Source organism: Halopseudomonas nanhaiensis (assembly GCF_020025155.1).
GTDB lineage: Bacteria > Pseudomonadota > Gammaproteobacteria > Pseudomonadales > Pseudomonadaceae > Halopseudomonas > Halopseudomonas nanhaiensis.
Window position 1 is genome coordinate 139630 of record NZ_CP073751.1, and the last position, 15052, is coordinate 154681.

Annotated in this window: 14 protein-coding genes; 4 read left to right on the plus strand and 10 right to left on the minus strand. The window is 63.1% G+C overall.

Annotation, left to right across the window (positions count from 1 at the left end):
* Window positions 1-6: 6 nt before the first annotated feature.
* The 4 genes from KEM63_RS00640 to lptM are packed head-to-tail and all read right to left on the minus strand — an operon-like array spanning window position 7 to window position 2940.
* Complete coding sequence (locus tag KEM63_RS00640) at window positions 7-705, minus strand: DUF484 family protein (protein WP_223654004.1); 699 nt, start codon at window positions 703-705, stop codon at window positions 7-9.
* Window positions 702-1532 carry a diaminopimelate epimerase gene (gene dapF / locus KEM63_RS00645; RefSeq protein ID WP_223654006.1) on the minus strand — a complete coding sequence of 277 codons (831 nt, stop codon included), beginning with the start codon at window positions 1530-1532 and terminating at the stop codon, window positions 702-704. Before dapF ends, KEM63_RS00640 begins: the two co-directional genes overlap by 4 nt.
* Window position 1533: 1 nt before the next feature.
* Complete coding sequence (gene lysA, locus KEM63_RS00650; protein WP_223654008.1) at window positions 1534-2787, minus strand: diaminopimelate decarboxylase; 1254 nt, start codon at window positions 2785-2787, stop codon at window positions 1534-1536.
* 6 nt (window positions 2788-2793) lie between these two features.
* Window positions 2794-2940, minus strand: coding sequence for an LPS translocon maturation chaperone LptM (gene lptM, locus KEM63_RS00655; RefSeq protein ID WP_223654010.1), 147 nt, complete (start codon window positions 2938-2940; stop codon window positions 2794-2796).
* 104 nt (window positions 2941-3044) lie between these two features.
* On the opposite strand from lptM, the gene cyaY reads away from it, so the two are divergent.
* On the plus strand, window positions 3045-3380 hold the full coding sequence (gene cyaY / locus KEM63_RS00660; protein ID WP_223654012.1) for an iron donor protein CyaY: 336 nt from the start codon (window positions 3045-3047) through the stop codon (window positions 3378-3380).
* Complete coding sequence (locus KEM63_RS00665) at window positions 3380-3562, plus strand: DUF1289 domain-containing protein (RefSeq protein WP_223654014.1); 183 nt, start codon at window positions 3380-3382, stop codon at window positions 3560-3562. The genes cyaY and KEM63_RS00665 overlap by 1 nt, the downstream gene beginning before the upstream one ends.
* 24 nt (window positions 3563-3586) lie before the next feature.
* Here the strand turns inward: KEM63_RS00665 and KEM63_RS00670 are convergent, their stop codons facing one another.
* Window positions 3587-6424: a class I adenylate cyclase gene (locus tag KEM63_RS00670; protein ID WP_223654015.1), complete on the minus strand. Its 2838-nt coding sequence runs from the start codon at window positions 6422-6424 to the stop codon at window positions 3587-3589.
* A gap of 10 nt (window positions 6425-6434) precedes the next feature.
* Entirely contained in the window at window positions 6435-6671 is a 237-nt protein-coding gene (locus KEM63_RS00675) for a TIGR02647 family protein (RefSeq protein WP_423747820.1), read from the minus strand.
* Between the two features lie 183 nt (window positions 6672-6854).
* Here KEM63_RS00675 and KEM63_RS00680 point away from each other — a divergent pair, with 183 nt between their 5' ends.
* Complete coding sequence (locus tag KEM63_RS00680; RefSeq protein WP_223654017.1) at window positions 6855-7514, plus strand: glutathione S-transferase family protein; 660 nt, start codon at window positions 6855-6857, stop codon at window positions 7512-7514.
* A 159-nt stretch (window positions 7515-7673) separates the two neighbouring features.
* On the opposite strand, the gene KEM63_RS00685 is transcribed toward KEM63_RS00680, so the two are convergent.
* The 4 genes from KEM63_RS00685 to aptA form a co-directional block, all read right to left on the minus strand.
* Complete coding sequence (locus tag KEM63_RS00685; protein WP_223654019.1) at window positions 7674-9584, minus strand: beta-ketoacyl synthase; 1911 nt, start codon at window positions 9582-9584, stop codon at window positions 7674-7676.
* A 191-nt stretch (window positions 9585-9775) separates the two neighbouring features.
* Window positions 9776-10138, minus strand: coding sequence for a cupin domain-containing protein (locus KEM63_RS00690; protein WP_223654022.1), 363 nt, complete (start codon window positions 10136-10138; stop codon window positions 9776-9778).
* 167 nt (window positions 10139-10305) lie between these two features.
* Window positions 10306-11802, minus strand: coding sequence for a CoA-acylating methylmalonate-semialdehyde dehydrogenase (locus KEM63_RS00695; protein WP_223654024.1), 1497 nt, complete (start codon window positions 11800-11802; stop codon window positions 10306-10308).
* A gap of 213 nt (window positions 11803-12015) precedes the next feature.
* Window positions 12016-13359 carry an omega-aminotransferase AptA gene (aptA, locus tag KEM63_RS00700; protein ID WP_223654026.1) on the minus strand — a complete coding sequence of 448 codons (1344 nt, stop codon included), beginning with the start codon at window positions 13357-13359 and terminating at the stop codon, window positions 12016-12018.
* Window positions 13360-13552: 193 nt separating this feature from the next.
* On the opposite strand from aptA, the gene KEM63_RS00705 reads away from it, so the two are divergent.
* Complete coding sequence (locus KEM63_RS00705) at window positions 13553-15052, plus strand: aldehyde dehydrogenase (RefSeq protein WP_223654028.1); 1500 nt, start codon at window positions 13553-13555, stop codon at window positions 15050-15052.

A 15052-nucleotide genomic window follows, 5' to 3' on the forward strand; every position in this document is an offset into this window, starting at 1 on the left:
GGTTCATCAGGCTCTGGCTTCGTCAGCCATCGGCCGCTGGCGTAGCAGCAGACGTGCCAGCGCATCGGCTACATAGCCGAGGAAGAGCGTGCCGGTGGCACCCTTGTAATGGTTCGCGTCGCGGCTCCCGAGCGCCAGCACGCCATGCAGGCCCTGGTGCTGAATCGGCGCCAGTGCGGTTGAGGCGACATCATTGCCGCGGCGGCCGAACAGAAACTCCAGTTCGTCCGAGCGCAGTATGCCGCTCAGCGGCTTGCCGCTGTCGAGCAGATGGCCGATGGCCGAACGGGCTTCGCTGTGAGGCACGCAGCGCGCATTGGAGAAGCGCCCGGCTTCGCTGAACAGGATCAGGCTGACGTAGGGGACCTGAAAGTCGTCGCGCAGGCTGTCTTCCATGCTGGCGATCAGCTCTTCCATGCTCTGCGCCTCGAGCATGCTGAGGATCAATCGCCGACTCTTCTCGAACAGTCGATCGTTCTCCCGAGCAACGTCCATCAGCTGATTCAGTCGATGACGCACATCGATGTTGCGCTCGCGCAGCAGCTTGACCTGCCGTTCAACCAGCGAAACAGCCTGGCCGGGGAGGTGCGGGATGATCAGGTCCGGCAGCAGTTCGTCGTGCTCGGCAAAAAAAGCCGGATGACGGCGCAGGTACTCGGCGACCTGATCGGCGGAGAGTTCGGGTTGTTGCGGCGTGTCGGTCATACGCGTATCTGCCCCTCGTAAACCCGCACGGCCGGGCCGGTCATCATCACCGGCTCGCCAGGACCTGCCCACTCGATATGCAGGATGCCGCCGGGCAGTTCGATCTTTACCGGTGAAACCAGATGCCCGGTCCGTATGCCTGCCACGGCTGCCGCGCAGGCGCCGGTTCCGCAGGCCTGGGTCTCGCCGACGCCGCGTTCGTACACCCGCAGTCGCGCATGATGGCTGTCGACCACCTGCATGAACCCGGCGTTGACCCGCCGGGGGAAGCGCGGATGCGCCTCGAACAGCGGGCCGAGTTCGGCCAGTGGCAGTTGTTGCAGATCATTGACCAACGTCACGCAGTGCGGATTGCCCATCGACACGGCGGCGACGTCATAGACCTGGCCACCTACCTGCAGCGGATAGGTCAGCGCTTCCTGCTCGGCCTGAAACGGGATCTGCGGCGGATCGAAACGCGGTGCGCCCATGTTCACGGTTACCTGACCGTCATCACGCACCGACAGGGTGATCGGGCCGCCGGCGGTCTCCACGTGGATCTCCGACTTGGCCGTCAGGCGCTTGTCCTGGACGAAGCGGGCGAAGCAGCGCGCACCGTTGCCGCACTGTTCAACCTCGCTGCCGTCGGCGTTGAAGATCCGATAACGGAAATCGACATCGGGCTGGCCCGGCGGCTCCACCACCAGCAGCTGATCGAAGCCGATGCCGGTGTGCCGGTCACTCCATTGCCTGATGAGTCTGGGCGACAGCTGGGCGTGCTGGGTCACCAGATCGATGACCATGAAATCGTTACCCAGCCCGTGCATCTTGGTAAATCGCAACAGCATGTCAGGCCTCGGGTAGCTGTGACTCGCCGGCAAACAGCTCGCTGACGGTCTCGCGGCGGCGCACCAGATGTGCGGTTCCGCCATCCACCATGACTTCGGCGGCCCGCGGGCGGGTGTTGTAGTTCGAGCTCATGACGAAGCCGTAGGCACCGGCGGAGCGCACCGCGAGCAGGTCACCCTCGGCCAGTGCCAGGCGGCGATCCTTGCCAAGGAAGTCACCGGTCTCGCACACCGGGCCGACGATATCCCACTCCAGCGCGCCGTCATCGCTGCGCGGGCGCACCGCGTCGATGCCCATCCAGGCGCTGTACAGTGCCGGGCGGATCAGGTCGTTCATGGCTGCGTCGATGATGGCGAAGTTCTTGTGCTCGGTGGGCTTGAGCAGATTGACCCGGGTCAGCAGCACGCCGGCATTGGCGACGATGGAGCGACCCGGCTCGAACAACAGCGTCAGATCGCGCCCGGCGACCAGCTCGCTGACCTTGCGCAGATAATCGCCGGGGGCGGGAGGCTGTTCATCGCGATAGGTCACGCCAAGGCCCCCACCGAGGTCGAGATGCTCGATGCGTATACCGTCCGCAGCCAGCTGATCGATCAGGCCCAGCAGTCGCTGCAGGGCATCGATAAAGGGTGCGTCGTCCGTCAGTTGCGAGCCGATATGGCAGTCGACGCCGACCACCCGGATGTTCGGCAGGTCCGCAGCGCGGCGATACACCGCTGGCGCGCTGGCGATGTCGATGCCGAACTTGTTTTCCTTCAGCCCCGTCGAGATATACGGATGCGTCCCCGCGTCCACATCAGGGTTGACCCGCAGCGACACGGGTGCCTGCACGCCCATGTCCGCGGCTACCTGCTGCAGGCGCTCGAGTTCGGGCGCCGATTCCACGTTGAAGCAGTGAATGCCGACTACCAGCGCCCGGCGCATCTCCTCGGCGGTCTTGCCGAGGCCGGAGAACACCACCCGCGACGGATCTCCGCCAGCGGCCAGGACGCGCTCCAGTTCGCCACCGGAGACGATGTCGAAGCCCGAACCCAGGCGCGCCAGCAGGTTGAGCACCGCCAGATTGGAGTTTGCCTTCACGGCGAAGCACACCAGGTGCGGGACATCACGCAGGCCGCTGTCCCAGGCCTTCCAGGCCTGTTCGATGGCCTGGCGGGAATATACATAGCAGGGCGTGCCGAAGCGCCGGGCCACCGCTGACAGCGCGACTTCCTCGGCGTGCAGCTCGCCCTGGCGATAATCAAAAGCTGTCATGCGCGATCATTCATCCGTCGGTTGCTGGTTGAGTTCTTCCTGCGCAGGCGGGACAGTCTCGGCCGGCGTCTGCTGAGGCAGGAAGAGCGGGCCTTTCTGACCACAGCCGGCGAGAAGAAGCAGGCCGGCGAGGATGATGAAGCTCGGTTTCATGATGAAATCCTGTTGAAAAACCAAAGATATCCGGCAGTATACCCAGCCGTCCGGTTCGGCGCACCCGCGCCACGCCGGCAGATGAGCGGACGAGAGAACATGGCATGCATGAGCTGAGTGAAGCAGCATTCAACAGGCAGGTCGATCGAATCCAGGATCTGATCGAACATGCCGTCGACGACTGCGGTCTGGACCTCGAGATGGAACATGTCGAAGGGTCGTTGATTCTGCGTCTCCCGGATGCCGGGCGCGTGGTGATTGGTCGACAGCCCGCGTCGCGCGAGCTCTGGGTTGCCACGCCATCGCGCACCCTGCATTTCGGCTATCAGCCCGACGATGGCTGGCAGCATGACGGCGACGGCGAGTCGCTGGGCGAGGTGCTGTCGCGGGTATTGAGTGATCTGACCGGCTACGACGTCGAACTGGACGTGGACGAGTAATGCGCCAGTCACCCGGCAAGCAGCCTTCTCCGTGCGTGCGCCAGTGCTGTCTGGACGGGGAACAGTGCCTGGGCTGCGGCAGGCTGATGCCGGAGATTCTCGAATGGGCCTCAGCCAGCGATCAGCGCCAGCGCGATATCATCCAGGCGGCCCGTGCCCGCAAGCTCAGCCGCGGCGCATAGCGGCAACCCGGTCTGGGCCGGGGATCAACGCCGCTGCGCCAGTACTGCGGCGTTCAGCGTATCTTCCAGCTGCTGGCGGTAGCGCAGATACTGAACGGTGTGCAGGTTGCCGGTCTGGTCGAGCATCGACAGGTCCAGATCGGTGATATAGCACGGGTAGGCTTCCAGGCTGCGGCGCCGGCCCAGAATGTGGCGCGCGGCAACAGCGAACAGCTGGTCACCGTATTCAAGCTGAGAAAACTCGCTCTGATCGCAGAAAATGGTAACGCTCAATTGCTGGCCGTCTCCCGGCTGGGCGATGGCCTGAACCGGGAAATAGTCGGCCTCGATACCCTGGGCAGCCACCGCGACGGGCTCCACCTGCAGTGGGCGGCCATCGCCGGCCGGCTGGACCCGGTAGACCAGCACGTCCCCTTCACCCAGACTGCTTTCCAGCGTCATGCCGGCCTGACGGCGCATACGAATGCTGTGCAGAAAGCGTAGCAGCGGCAGCAGTAGCGTGCGTTCATCGCGGTAGGGTTGACGGCTGCGCCAGAAGGCCCCCCGTTCATCCAGCACGCTCACTTCGGCCAGGTTGCCGGGGAGCAGCCGGTAAAACAGCTGGATCCGGCCGGGCACATCGTGTTCCAGGATGCTGCCGATGTCCTGGCCAGGCAAGGCATAGCTGTCCAGCGCCAGCCGACTGTAACTGGGACGCGCGCTGCCGAGGTAGCGCATCAGCCGGTCCTGGTCCGGCAGCTCGGTGATCTCGATGCCATCGGCGTGCTGTTCAAGCACGTTGAAGTGATTTTGCACCTGAATCAGGAAGCGCCCCGGCGGATTGTTCAGCACCTGCGCCGCGGCCTGCCTGAACAGTCCTTCGACGCGTTCGGCGATCGCCGCCGAGCGGTTGCGGCAGAAACTGCGTGCCGACAGTTCCGGCAGGCGGCCGTTTTCCCGGCCCTTGTTGAGGTAGTCGGCCAGGGCCAGCAGACAGGCGTCCTCGCCTTCGAAGCGAGTCACCATCAGCTCGTTCCAGCTGTTCAGCGCAATCTGATCGATGCTGCGGATCAGATTGTCCCGCAGCCCCGAATAGCCGAGCGCATCGGTGTGGCTGCTGATCAGATGAAGATTCTTCTGACTGGACCCGGGCATCGGGTCGAGCCCGACGTTGATCAATAGGAGGATCTGGCAGGGCTGCGCCGCCCGCAGCAGCGCCGCCTCGGTCAGCGCCGGGAGCGGTAGCGCGAACATCTGCTGCAGGCTGGCGGCCAGGTGATTGAGTTCGAACTCGGTCAGGTCGCTGTTGCCCGGATGTACTGCAAAGCGCGTGGCTGCATCGGCAATGCCATTGCGGTGTGCCCAGGCCAGCAGCTCGACAAGATGCCGGGTGCGCTTGATTGGCGGCTGATCGGCCAGTTCAGCCACGCCCAGTGTGCCGTGGTAGAGCGACCAGTTCGGCTGCGCCTGATCTCCGCGCAGGGCCACGGTCAGAAGGTCCTCACTGATGTCCGGTGCGATACCCGGGTTGACTACCTCGACCTTCCCGGCCTTGCGTTCGAAAGCCGCGTACAGGCGACGGCCGAGCAATGACAGATCGCGACTGGTGATGGTGTTGATCACGCCCTGACTGCGCCCGAAATGCGACAGCAGCCGGTAGCTGTGTGTTAGCTCGCGCACCAGCTGGCGGCGCTCCTGGGCGACTTCGCGCACGCGCCATTCACTGCGGGCATCCATCTGCTGCAGCTGACGCGTGCCCCACTGCCATTCGCGCACCAGCTTTTCCATCAGGCTGCGTTTCCAGTTCAGCGTGCCGGTGCGCCGGCTCAGGCGTACGTCCGCCTTGATGTACAGGCAGCGGCGGATCAGCTCCAGACGGTCTGTCTCGCCGCGCCCGAGGAGGTAGCGTTCCAGGCGCCGGTACAGCATGACGTAGGGATCGAGCTCGTCGACATCCAGCCGGTTGGCATAGATTGCACGCTTGAAATCCAGGCTCAGGCACTGCGCCTGCGGGTGTTCGCTGGCATAGACCTCGGTCAGTACCAGCTTGAGCACCGACTTGTACGGCGAGTCGATACCCTTGTACAGCTGCCACAATCCGGCACCGACGTATTCGCCGGCAGGGATTTGCGCCACATGCCCCAGATCAAGGCTCTCATGCTGGCGGATGAAGCGCTTGTCGATCAGCTGGCGGGTGTAATCGGCGTAGTCCGGCTCTTCGTAATCAGGCACCAGCCACCACAGCGGGAATCGTCCGCCGATCAGGATCGCGGTGCGGTAGAACTCGTCAAGCAGCAGGTAATGCTGGGTGCTGCCGCAGTCCTCGGTGCTGAGCTGGTTGTGCCGGTCACCACGGGCGAAGCTGGCCGGGTTGACCAGATGGAAATGCGCTTCGCAGCCTTGCGTGGCCGCCCAGTCGGTAATCAGCTGACATTTGCTGGCAAGCTCCGCCACCGCCGGTGTGGACAGATCCGGCGCATGGCAGACCCAGACATCCAGATCGCTTTGATCGGACTGCGCAATGGTGCCGCCACTGCCCATCAGATACAGCGCCTGGATCTGATGTGAAAAACCAGCGGGATGACGACGATAGACGAAGCTGCGCGACAGTGCCTGTGCGCTGAAGAGCTGTTGCGAATCGGGCGTGAAGCCGGGCAGGCCGAAGGGCGTCTGGCGCGAGACATAGCCCGGCAGAAGGGGGTGATTCACATCGAACAGCAGCGGGATCAGCTGCAGCACCGTGTGCTGGCGGGGGCCGAGCGCCTGCTCGACACGGCGCAGGCGCTTCTGGTTGACCTCCATGAAGCGCCGGTAAAGCGTGGCGAGCGTCTTGCGATCGATACCTTCGCTGATCAGCGGCCGAATCTCGCCCCGGTCCTGCACCCTGGCTATCTCAACGCGTGCGCAGAATGGTCATCAGCGTCTGCGCATGCTCGGCTGCGTCCAGCCCGAGGCTGGTCAGGTAACCACCGTCCGGCAGGCTGATCAGGCCGCGTTGGTGCAGACGGCCTGCGGCGGCGACAGTATCGGGCGAGGCGTCATGGTCATGCACCTTGAGCCCTTCACGGGTATTGCCCAGATTGAACTGGTTGAGCAGGTTGATTTCTGCGACTTCTTCGGGTGTCAGCATGATGGGCGTTACCTCTCGGGGGTAGCTGCTTTTTCCGCAGTCTAGCGTTAAAACATCGTCAGGTGGTGGGCAATCGCAGCGTTCGGCTCGACTTATTCAGTCGGTTGATGGCTATAGACCTTTGCCGTCCGGAGGGATACAACAGTGCGTCGCATCCACCAATCAGAATAATGGAGACACCGCATGCTTACCCTGCACGGATTCAACGTCAGTAACTACTTCAACATGGTAAAGCTGGCACTGCTGGAAAAGGGCGTTGATTTCAAAATCAACAACGTGCATCCCAGCCAGGACGAGGCGTTTCTGAAAATCAGTCCGCGCGGGAAGGTGCCTTGCCTGGAGACCGAGCAAGGCTGTTTCAGCGAGACCAACGTCATCCTCGAGTACATCGAAGAGACTCAGGGTGGCAAGCCGCTGCTGCCGAAAGACCCCTTCGAGCGCGCCAATGTCAGGGCGCTGGCCAAGGAAATCGAACTGTATATCGAGTTGCCGGCGCGCATGTGCTACCCGGAAGTCTTCTTCGGCGGCAAGGTCGATCAGGCGATCAAGGACAAGGCCAAGGCCGATCTGCTCAATGGCGTGGCAGCGCTGAAGCGCCACGGCAAATTTTCGCCCTATGTCGCCGGTGACCAGATGACCATCGCCGACGTGGTGTTCCTCTACAGCATCGATCTGGCGTCAATCGTCGCCAAAAAAGCGTTCGGCATCGACCTGCTGGCCGATTTGCCCGAGGCCGCAAAGCTGCTCGAGCTGCTCGGTCAGAACCCCCACGTCAAGCAGATCGAAGCGGACAAGAACGCGGAAATGCAGGCCTTTATCGCAGCGGCAAAGGCCGGTAAATAACGTCCGACCCGTACGGTCATGCCCGCTCCTGCCGGGCACGAAGCGTGCGGTTGGTTCAGTGTAGGAGCGCACCTGGGCGCGAAAGCAGCGTCACAGGCGCCTCCTGCAGGGCCAAGGCTTCGCATGGACGCCGCCCCGGTACCAGTGCGGGGGTAGCAGTCAATCCCCCGCCATATCGCTGAACCGATCATCCTGTCGAAACACCAGCGGCTGTTCGAAGCCGGGGACCCTGATCGATTCCGTCGAGATCTGCAGTTCACGATCATCGATCATGTCGTTGCCGAAGTTATAGATGATATCCAGCTGACCCTTGAGAGCGCGCTGATCGTAAGCCGTCGCAGCAGCCTGCGTGGTCTTGCGGCGCGCGAGGTACTCGTCGAAGACGGCGTCGCCGTGGCGCTTGCGCAGCATTCGCTCGACGGCGCTGGGCGCGAGTACCACGGCGCTGGCGTTGTTGCCGCCGAATCCCTTGGAATTGATGAAGCACACTTCGAGCGGGTCATCGCTGCGCGGCACGTCGCGAGTGCTGATGCGCAGGTGCTGCTGGTGGACGTCGTCCGCCACCGCATCAATGGTCTTGATCCCGGGTACGATCTGATACTTGAAGGTGCCCAGTGCCGAAGCCAGCTGATCGGCGCTGGCGCTTGCCAGCGAGTGACCGACGAACGCCTTGGCTGCGGCTATCGGCCAGTCGGCGATGCCGAATGCCTCGGCGATGCGGTCGAGCAGCTCGGACTCGGTCACCCGGTTGGCCGGGGTACTGGAGCCGTGGGCATGCACGAAGCTGCGGCTGCGTACCCGCTCCTCGCCAACGATCTGCATCGCGCTATGTACGGCCTTGGCCATGGTCAGGTAGTTGCCCGGCCCGGGCGCAGAGATGGATTTCTTGAAGCCGTCGGCGTTGATGAACACATCGGTCACCGCGCCATGGATATCCGCGCCCAGCTCAAGCGCGAGCTCGTCATCCATCAGCAGGAAGAACTGGGCCGACTCGGCCAGCGTGAAGCCGCAGTTCTGACTGAATGGGCGGCTGGCACGGCGGAAGTCGACGTCATCGCGGCCCTCGATCGCACGCAGGCCATCTTCGGTCGCCAGCGCGCCCATTGCGCCATACCCTTCGATGCATTCCTGGGTGACCGGCGCCTCGCCATTGCCGACCAATACCACCCGAGCCCGACCGCTGGTGATCATCTCGGTGCCTTTCTGCAGGTTGTACAGAAAGCTGGCGCAGGCACCGGTGATTGCGCCGGTCGTGCCGACGCTGCCCAGAATGTAGGCATTGATGAAGTCGGCGGGCATGCTGTTGAGCCCCAGGGCCAGCTGCTTGGCGCTGACGCGGTTGCCCTTCAGACGTGACTGCATCAAGCCGCCGAAGCTGTTCTCGTCCAGTTGACTCATGGCACTGCTGGCGAAGACGGCAACTTCGTCAGGCTGAACGCGATCGACAATGGTCTTCCACTCCAGACCGCTGGAGCGCAGTGCATCGGTCGCGGCAATGATGGTCATCTGCAGACCACGCGGATGAAAGCGCGAGGCGTACAGTTCGGCCGGGTCGAAGCCGCTGGGCAGCTGACCAGCCGACTTCACCGGTAGCGGACGATAGCTGTCGAGCTTCATGTCGCAGCCGTCGTACATGGTCACCATGACTTCGGTATCGTTGAGGGGTTCGACCACCCAGTCCGAAGGCAGCGGCTCGGGAAGCTGCTTGGCCAGGGTGATGAACGAGAACGGCTTGCCCGCTTCGCCCGTGACGGTAAGATTCTTCTGCCAATGTGCCGCATCCACGTCGAGGTAGCGTTTCTCGATGCGGCGCACCAGCGTCCCCTGGATGATGGTCTCGGCAAACCGCGCCTCGATGTCCGCAGGCGTCAGCACTACCCGCTCCTCGTCGAGATACTGCCCCTCTTCGACGCGCACCAGCTTCATCATCACCGCCAGTCCGGCCAGTGTCTCCTGGCGCACGGCTGCCGGAAGAGACTCAAGCACGGTGCGGCGAAATCCATGGTGAAACGAGCTGCGGCCAGCGGCGTTGTAGCCACCAAAGCCGACAATTACGGGCAAACGCGACATCTTCGCAAGACTCCTGGCAGTACCCCTCCGCTCGCTGCGGGTGGCTGACAACCGTCGTGGCGGGTAGCGTATGGAACGCAGGTACCGTCAGCCTGGGCATGAATTGTGGGTTCGAATGCTTATGCTGACGAAGACTGTAACCGGTTGGTCACGTTTAGACCATGCTGTGGCCGACGCATGGGCCTGCGCCGCTATTCACCCGGTTCGTAGATCACATACACCTTGCGCGTACGCGTCACCACCTCCCAGCTACCGGTAAAGCCGGCTGGAATTACGAAGCGGTCGCCAGCGCGGACGGTGCGCTCGTTCCCCTGCTCATCCCGCAGAATCGACTCGCCTTCGAGAATCTCGCAGTACTCATGTTCGCTATAGCTGATCGACCACTGGCCAGGCTCCGCTTCCCAGACCCCGGTGGCGAATCGCTCGTCAGGGCTGGAATAGTGGTTGCGTACGTTCTGGGCAGGGTCGCCCTTGAGGATCTTCTCAGGCGCCGGACGGTAGTGTTCGGCTGGGGTTGTGGTGGTGGCGAAGTCGATGATCGATGTGGTCGGCATGGCGGGCTCCTGAAGATTCATAGCGGCTCGCAAGTCGTTGCGGTTACGGTGAGTCAGGCTGGACGGGCCGTCGGTGCCCATGGATGGGCACCGCGAGCTACATGGATGTACTTGTGCGTGTCCGGCTGGCCTGACTCACCGTAGCCGCTTTGCACATACTTACAGCATCACTTCATCGTCGGCATCACAAATTCCGCACCCGAACGAATCCCGGTCGGCCAGCGCGAGGTGACCGCCTTGCGCTTGGTATAGAAGCGCACCCCGTCCGGACCGTGCATGTGCAGGGGACCGAACAGCGAGCGCTTCCAGCCGCCGAAGCTGTGGAACGCCATGGGCACCGGGATCGGCACGTTGACGCCGACCATACCGACCTGAATTTCGTTGCAGAACTGCCGCGCAGCGTCCCCATCACGGGTGAAAATTGCCGTGCCGTTGCCGTACTCGTGCTCGTTGATCAGCCTCACGCCGGTGGCAAAGTCCGGCACACGCACGATGCACAACACCGGTCCGAAGATCTCTTCGCGGTAGATGGTCATCTCCGGCTGCACCTTGTCGAACAGGCAGCCGCCCATGAAGTAACCGCTTTCAAGGCCCGGTACCGTTACGTCGCGACCGTCGACAACCAGTTCGGCGCCCTCGCTGACGCCCTGATCGACGAAGCCTTTCACCTTCTGCAGGTGTTGCGCAGACACCAGCGGGCCCATTTCCATGCCCGGACGCATGCCGTCGCCGATCTTGAGGGCTTTCACCTTCGGGCTTAGCGCCGCCACGAGCTTGTCGGCTACCTCGTCACCCACGGCGACCGCTACCGAGATGGCCATGCAGCGCTCGCCGGCACTGCCGTAGGCTGCGCCCATCAGCGCGTTGACGGTCTGGTCGAGGTCCGCGTCGGGCATGACCAGCATGTGGTTCTTCGCACCGCCAAGCGCCTGCACGCGCTTGCCGTGCTCACAGCCCTTGGCGTAGATGTACTCGGCGATCGGCGTGGAGCCGACGAAGCTCACCGCCTGAACATCCGGGTGGGTGAGCAGTACGTCGACCGCTTCCTTGTCGCCGTTGACCACGTTGAACACGCCTTTCGGCAGGCCGGCCTCGGTAAGCAGTTCGGCCAGGCGCAGCGGTACGCTCGGGTCCTTCTCCGACGGCTTCATGATGAAGGTGTTGCCGCAGGCGATGGCGATCGGAAACATCCACATCGGAACCATTGCCGGAAAGTTGAACGGCGCGATACCTGCCACCACACCCAGCGGCTGGTTCACAGACCAGGCATCGACGCCGCCGCCGACCTGCTCGGTGTGCTCGCCCTTGAGCAGATGCGGGATGCCGCAGGCAAACTCGACCACTTCCAGACCGCGTGTCAGCTCGCCCTTGGCGTCATCGAACACCTTGCCGTGCTCGCGGGTAATCAGCTCGGCCAGTTCGTCGGCATGGGCTTCGAGCAGCGCCTTGTACTTGAACAGAATGCGCGCACGATTCAGCGGTGTGGTCGCCGCCCACGCAGCGAATGCCTGCTTGCCGGCTTCGATGGCCTGTTCGACTTCGCCGACACTGGCCAGCGAGACGTCGCCGCGTGCTTCGCCGGTGGACGGCTCGTAGGTGGTCTGGGTGCGGGCGCTCGGTGCGGTGCGCTGGCCGTTGATGTAGTGGGTCAGTTGCAGGGTCATGCGTCATCCTTCCTGTAATCCGTGCAGTCGCACCGATCGTAGAGTTTTGTGGGGTAGCGTCGAGGCGGTCCGGCTGGTTCGGACACGCAGCGAGTACATCCATGTAGCTCGGCGGTGGCATCCTTGCCACCGACGGTCCGCCCCAGCCGAACCGCCTCGACGCTGTCAGGATCCGGCGCGGCGATCAGCGATCACCAGACCCTGCGGCTCACGTCACTGGGTGCGCTTTATCACTTTGCCCAGTGCCTCGACCAGCTGGTCGATATGGGTCTTTTCGGTAATCAGGGGGGGCGACATGGCGATGATGTCGCCAGTGCAGCGAACCATCACGTCACCGTCCCAGTAACAGCTTTCGAACACGTCATAACCGCGCGTGCCCGGCGCGCCGTCGCGGCTGGCCAGATGTACCGCGCCGACCAGTCCGGCGTTGCGAATGTCGATCACGTTGGGCAAACCCTGCAGGCTGTGCAGTGCTTCCTGCCAATAGACCTCGAGCTCACGCGCCCGGGTAAGCAGGCCGTCACGTTCGTAAATGTCCAGGGTGGCCAACGCCGCAGCGGCGGCGACCGGATGGCCCGAATAGGTGTAGCCGTGGAAAAATTCGATGACATGTTCCGGGCCGTGCATCAGCGCGTCATGCACCTCGCGATTGACGAACACCGCGCCCATCGGAATAGCGCCATTGGTCAGACCCTTCGCTGTGGTCATGATGTCCGGCGTGACGTCCCAGCGCTGCGCAGCGAAGGCGTCGCCCATCCGCCCATAGCCGGTGATCACCTCGTCGAAGATCAGCAGGATGCCGTGCTTCGAGGCGATCTCGCGCAGTCGCTTGAGATAACCCTGCGGCGGCAGGATCACCCCGGCCGAGCCTGACATCGGCTCGACGATCACCGCGGCGATGTTCTCCGCCCCGTGCAGCGTGAGGATTTTCTCCAGATGCTCGGCCAGCTCTGCGCCATGGCGCGGAAGGCCGCGCGTGAACGCATTGCGTTCCAGGTCCAGCGTATGCGGCAGATGATCGACGCCCGGCAGTTGTGCGCCGAAGGCCTTGCGGTTGTTGACCATGCCGCCGACCGAAATGCCGCCGAAGCCGACACCGTGGTAACCCAGCTCACGGCCGATGAAGCGGGTGCGGGTACCCTGGCCGCGGGCGCGATGGTAAGCCAGCGCCATCTTCAATGCGGTGTCGACCGATTCGGAGCCCGAGTTGGTAAAGAACACCCGGTCCAGCCCGTCCGGCGTGATGTCGGTCAGCCGCTCTGCCAGCTCGAACGGCAACGGATGGCCCATCTGAAAGGTTGGCGCGAAATCCATTTTGCTGATCTGTCGGGCCACCGCCTCGGAGATTTCCCTGCGGCCGTGTCCTGCGTTGCAGCACCACAGCCCGGAAGTGCCATCGAGCACCCTGCGCCCATCGGTATCGGTGTAATACATGCCCTCGGCGCTTTCCAGCAGGCGCGGACGCGCCTTGTACTGGCGGTTGGCGGTGAAAGGCATCCAGAATTCATCCAGACTCTGGTGTGACGGCGCGCTGGCGGCGTTCGGCAAGCTGTTCATGGGACCTTCCCGGATAAGACCGTGCTGTGGCGGACGAATGTTCGAGAGTCTATGTCAAAAATAACAAACGAAAAAGACCAATAAGTGCTTCACTGTCAAAAATATTGAATTTCATATAACCGCTGCTTTACTGTGTCCGCACTTCCAAATCACAGACTGGCGACGCCGGTGGGCGTTCCGCAGCGAGGCACCTATGGCAAACACACTGACTCTGGCAGATTGGCAGAAGCGCGCAGCGAACCTCAAGGTTCAGGGACAGGCTTTCATTGATGGAGGCTACCAGCCAGCGCTGAGCGGCGAAACCTTCGACTGCGTCAGCCCTGTCGACGGACGGGTGCTTGGGCAGATAGCCAGCTGCGGACAGGCCGATGCCGATGCCGCGGTTCAGGCCGCCCGCAGCGCCTTCGATTCCGGTGTCTGGTCGCGGCGCCCGCCGGCCCAGCGCAAGCAGGTGATGATTCGGCTTGCGGATCTGATCGAACAGAACATCGAGGAGCTTGCGCTTCTGGAAACGCTGGACATGGGCAAACCGATCAGCGACGCGCTGGCTGTGGACATTCCCGCTGCGGCCCGCGCGCTGCGCTGGAGCGGCGAGGCCATCGACAAGATCTATGACGAGGTCGCGGCCACGGCGCATGACGAGCTGGGGCTGGTAACGCGCGAGCCTGTTGGAGTGGTGGCCGCCATCGTGCCATGGAATTTTCCGCTGCTCATGGCTTCCTGGAAGCTTGGCCCGGCGCTGGCAACCGGCAACTCGGTGATCCTGAAGCCCTCGGAGAAGTCGCCGCTGACGGCGATTCGCTTGGCTCAGCTGGCGATCGAAGCCGGCATTCCGGCTGGCGTGCTGAACGTGCTGCCAGGCTACGGCCATACCGTAGGCAAGGCGCTGGCGCTGCACATGGATGTCGACACGCTGGTCTTTACCGGTTCCACCCGCGTAGCCAAGCAGCTGATGATCCATGCCGGCGAGTCGAACATGAAGCGCGTCTGGCTGGAAGCCGGCGGCAAGAGCCCGAACATCGTATTTGCCGACGCGCCTGATCTGGAGGGCGCCGCGCAGGCGGCTGCCAGCGCCATCGCCTTCAATCAGGGCGAGGTCTGCACCGCCGGCTCGCGTCTGTTGGTCGAGGCTTCGATCAAGGATGCCTTTGTCGACAAGGTGATCGCAGCGCTGAAGGCCAGTTGGCAACCGGGCCATCCGCTCGATCCGGCGACCACCGTCGGTGCGCTGGTTGACACCACGCAGATCGAAACGGTCATGCGTTACATCGAAGCCGGACAGGCCGACGGCGCGACGCTGAAGCTCGGTGGCAAGCGGGTGATGCAGGAAACCGGTGGCCTGTACGTCGAGCCGACATTGTTCGATGGGGTCTCCAATCACATGCGCATCGCTCGCGAGGAAATCTTTGGGCCGGTGCTCTCGGTAATCAGTTTCGACTCCTTCGAGGAGGCGATTGCCATCGCCAACGACACGGTCTATGGATTGGCGGCTGCGGTCTGGACCAGCGATCTGTCACGGGCGCACAGAGCGGCCAAGGCACTGCGCGCCGGCAGCGTCTGGGTCAATCAGTATGACGGTGGCGACATGACGGCGCCCTTCGGCGGCTTCAAGCAGTCGGGGAACGGCCGCGACAAGTCGCTGCATGCCTTCGACAAGTACACCGAGATCAAGGCTACCTGGATCAAGCTGTAG

Coding starts and splice junctions, on each gene's coding strand:
- cyaY (WP_223654012.1), top strand. CDS start 3,045: ATGCATGAGCTGAGTGAAGCAGCATTCAACAGGCAGGTCGATCGAATC.
- KEM63_RS00690 (WP_223654022.1), bottom strand. CDS start 10,138: ATGCCGACCACATCGATCATCGACTTCGCCACCACCACAACCCCAGCC.
- KEM63_RS00680 (WP_223654017.1), top strand. CDS start 6,855: ATGCTTACCCTGCACGGATTCAACGTCAGTAACTACTTCAACATGGTA.
- KEM63_RS00705 (WP_223654028.1), top strand. CDS start 13,553: ATGGCAAACACACTGACTCTGGCAGATTGGCAGAAGCGCGCAGCGAAC.
- aptA (WP_223654026.1), bottom strand. CDS start 13,359: ATGAACAGCTTGCCGAACGCCGCCAGCGCGCCGTCACACCAGAGTCTG.
- KEM63_RS00685 (WP_223654019.1), bottom strand. CDS start 9,584: ATGTCGCGTTTGCCCGTAATTGTCGGCTTTGGTGGCTACAACGCCGCT.
- dapF (WP_223654006.1), bottom strand. CDS start 1,532: ATGCTGTTGCGATTTACCAAGATGCACGGGCTGGGTAACGATTTCATG.
- lysA (WP_223654008.1), bottom strand. CDS start 2,787: ATGACAGCTTTTGATTATCGCCAGGGCGAGCTGCACGCCGAGGAAGTC.
- KEM63_RS00695 (WP_223654024.1), bottom strand. CDS start 11,802: ATGACCCTGCAACTGACCCACTACATCAACGGCCAGCGCACCGCACCG.
- lptM (WP_223654010.1), bottom strand. CDS start 2,940: ATGAAACCGAGCTTCATCATCCTCGCCGGCCTGCTTCTTCTCGCCGGC.
- KEM63_RS00640 (WP_223654004.1), bottom strand. CDS start 705: ATGACCGACACGCCGCAACAACCCGAACTCTCCGCCGATCAGGTCGCC.
- KEM63_RS00675 (WP_423747820.1), bottom strand. CDS start 6,671: ATGCTGACACCCGAAGAAGTCGCAGAAATCAACCTGCTCAACCAGTTC.
- KEM63_RS00665 (WP_223654014.1), top strand. CDS start 3,380: ATGCGCCAGTCACCCGGCAAGCAGCCTTCTCCGTGCGTGCGCCAGTGC.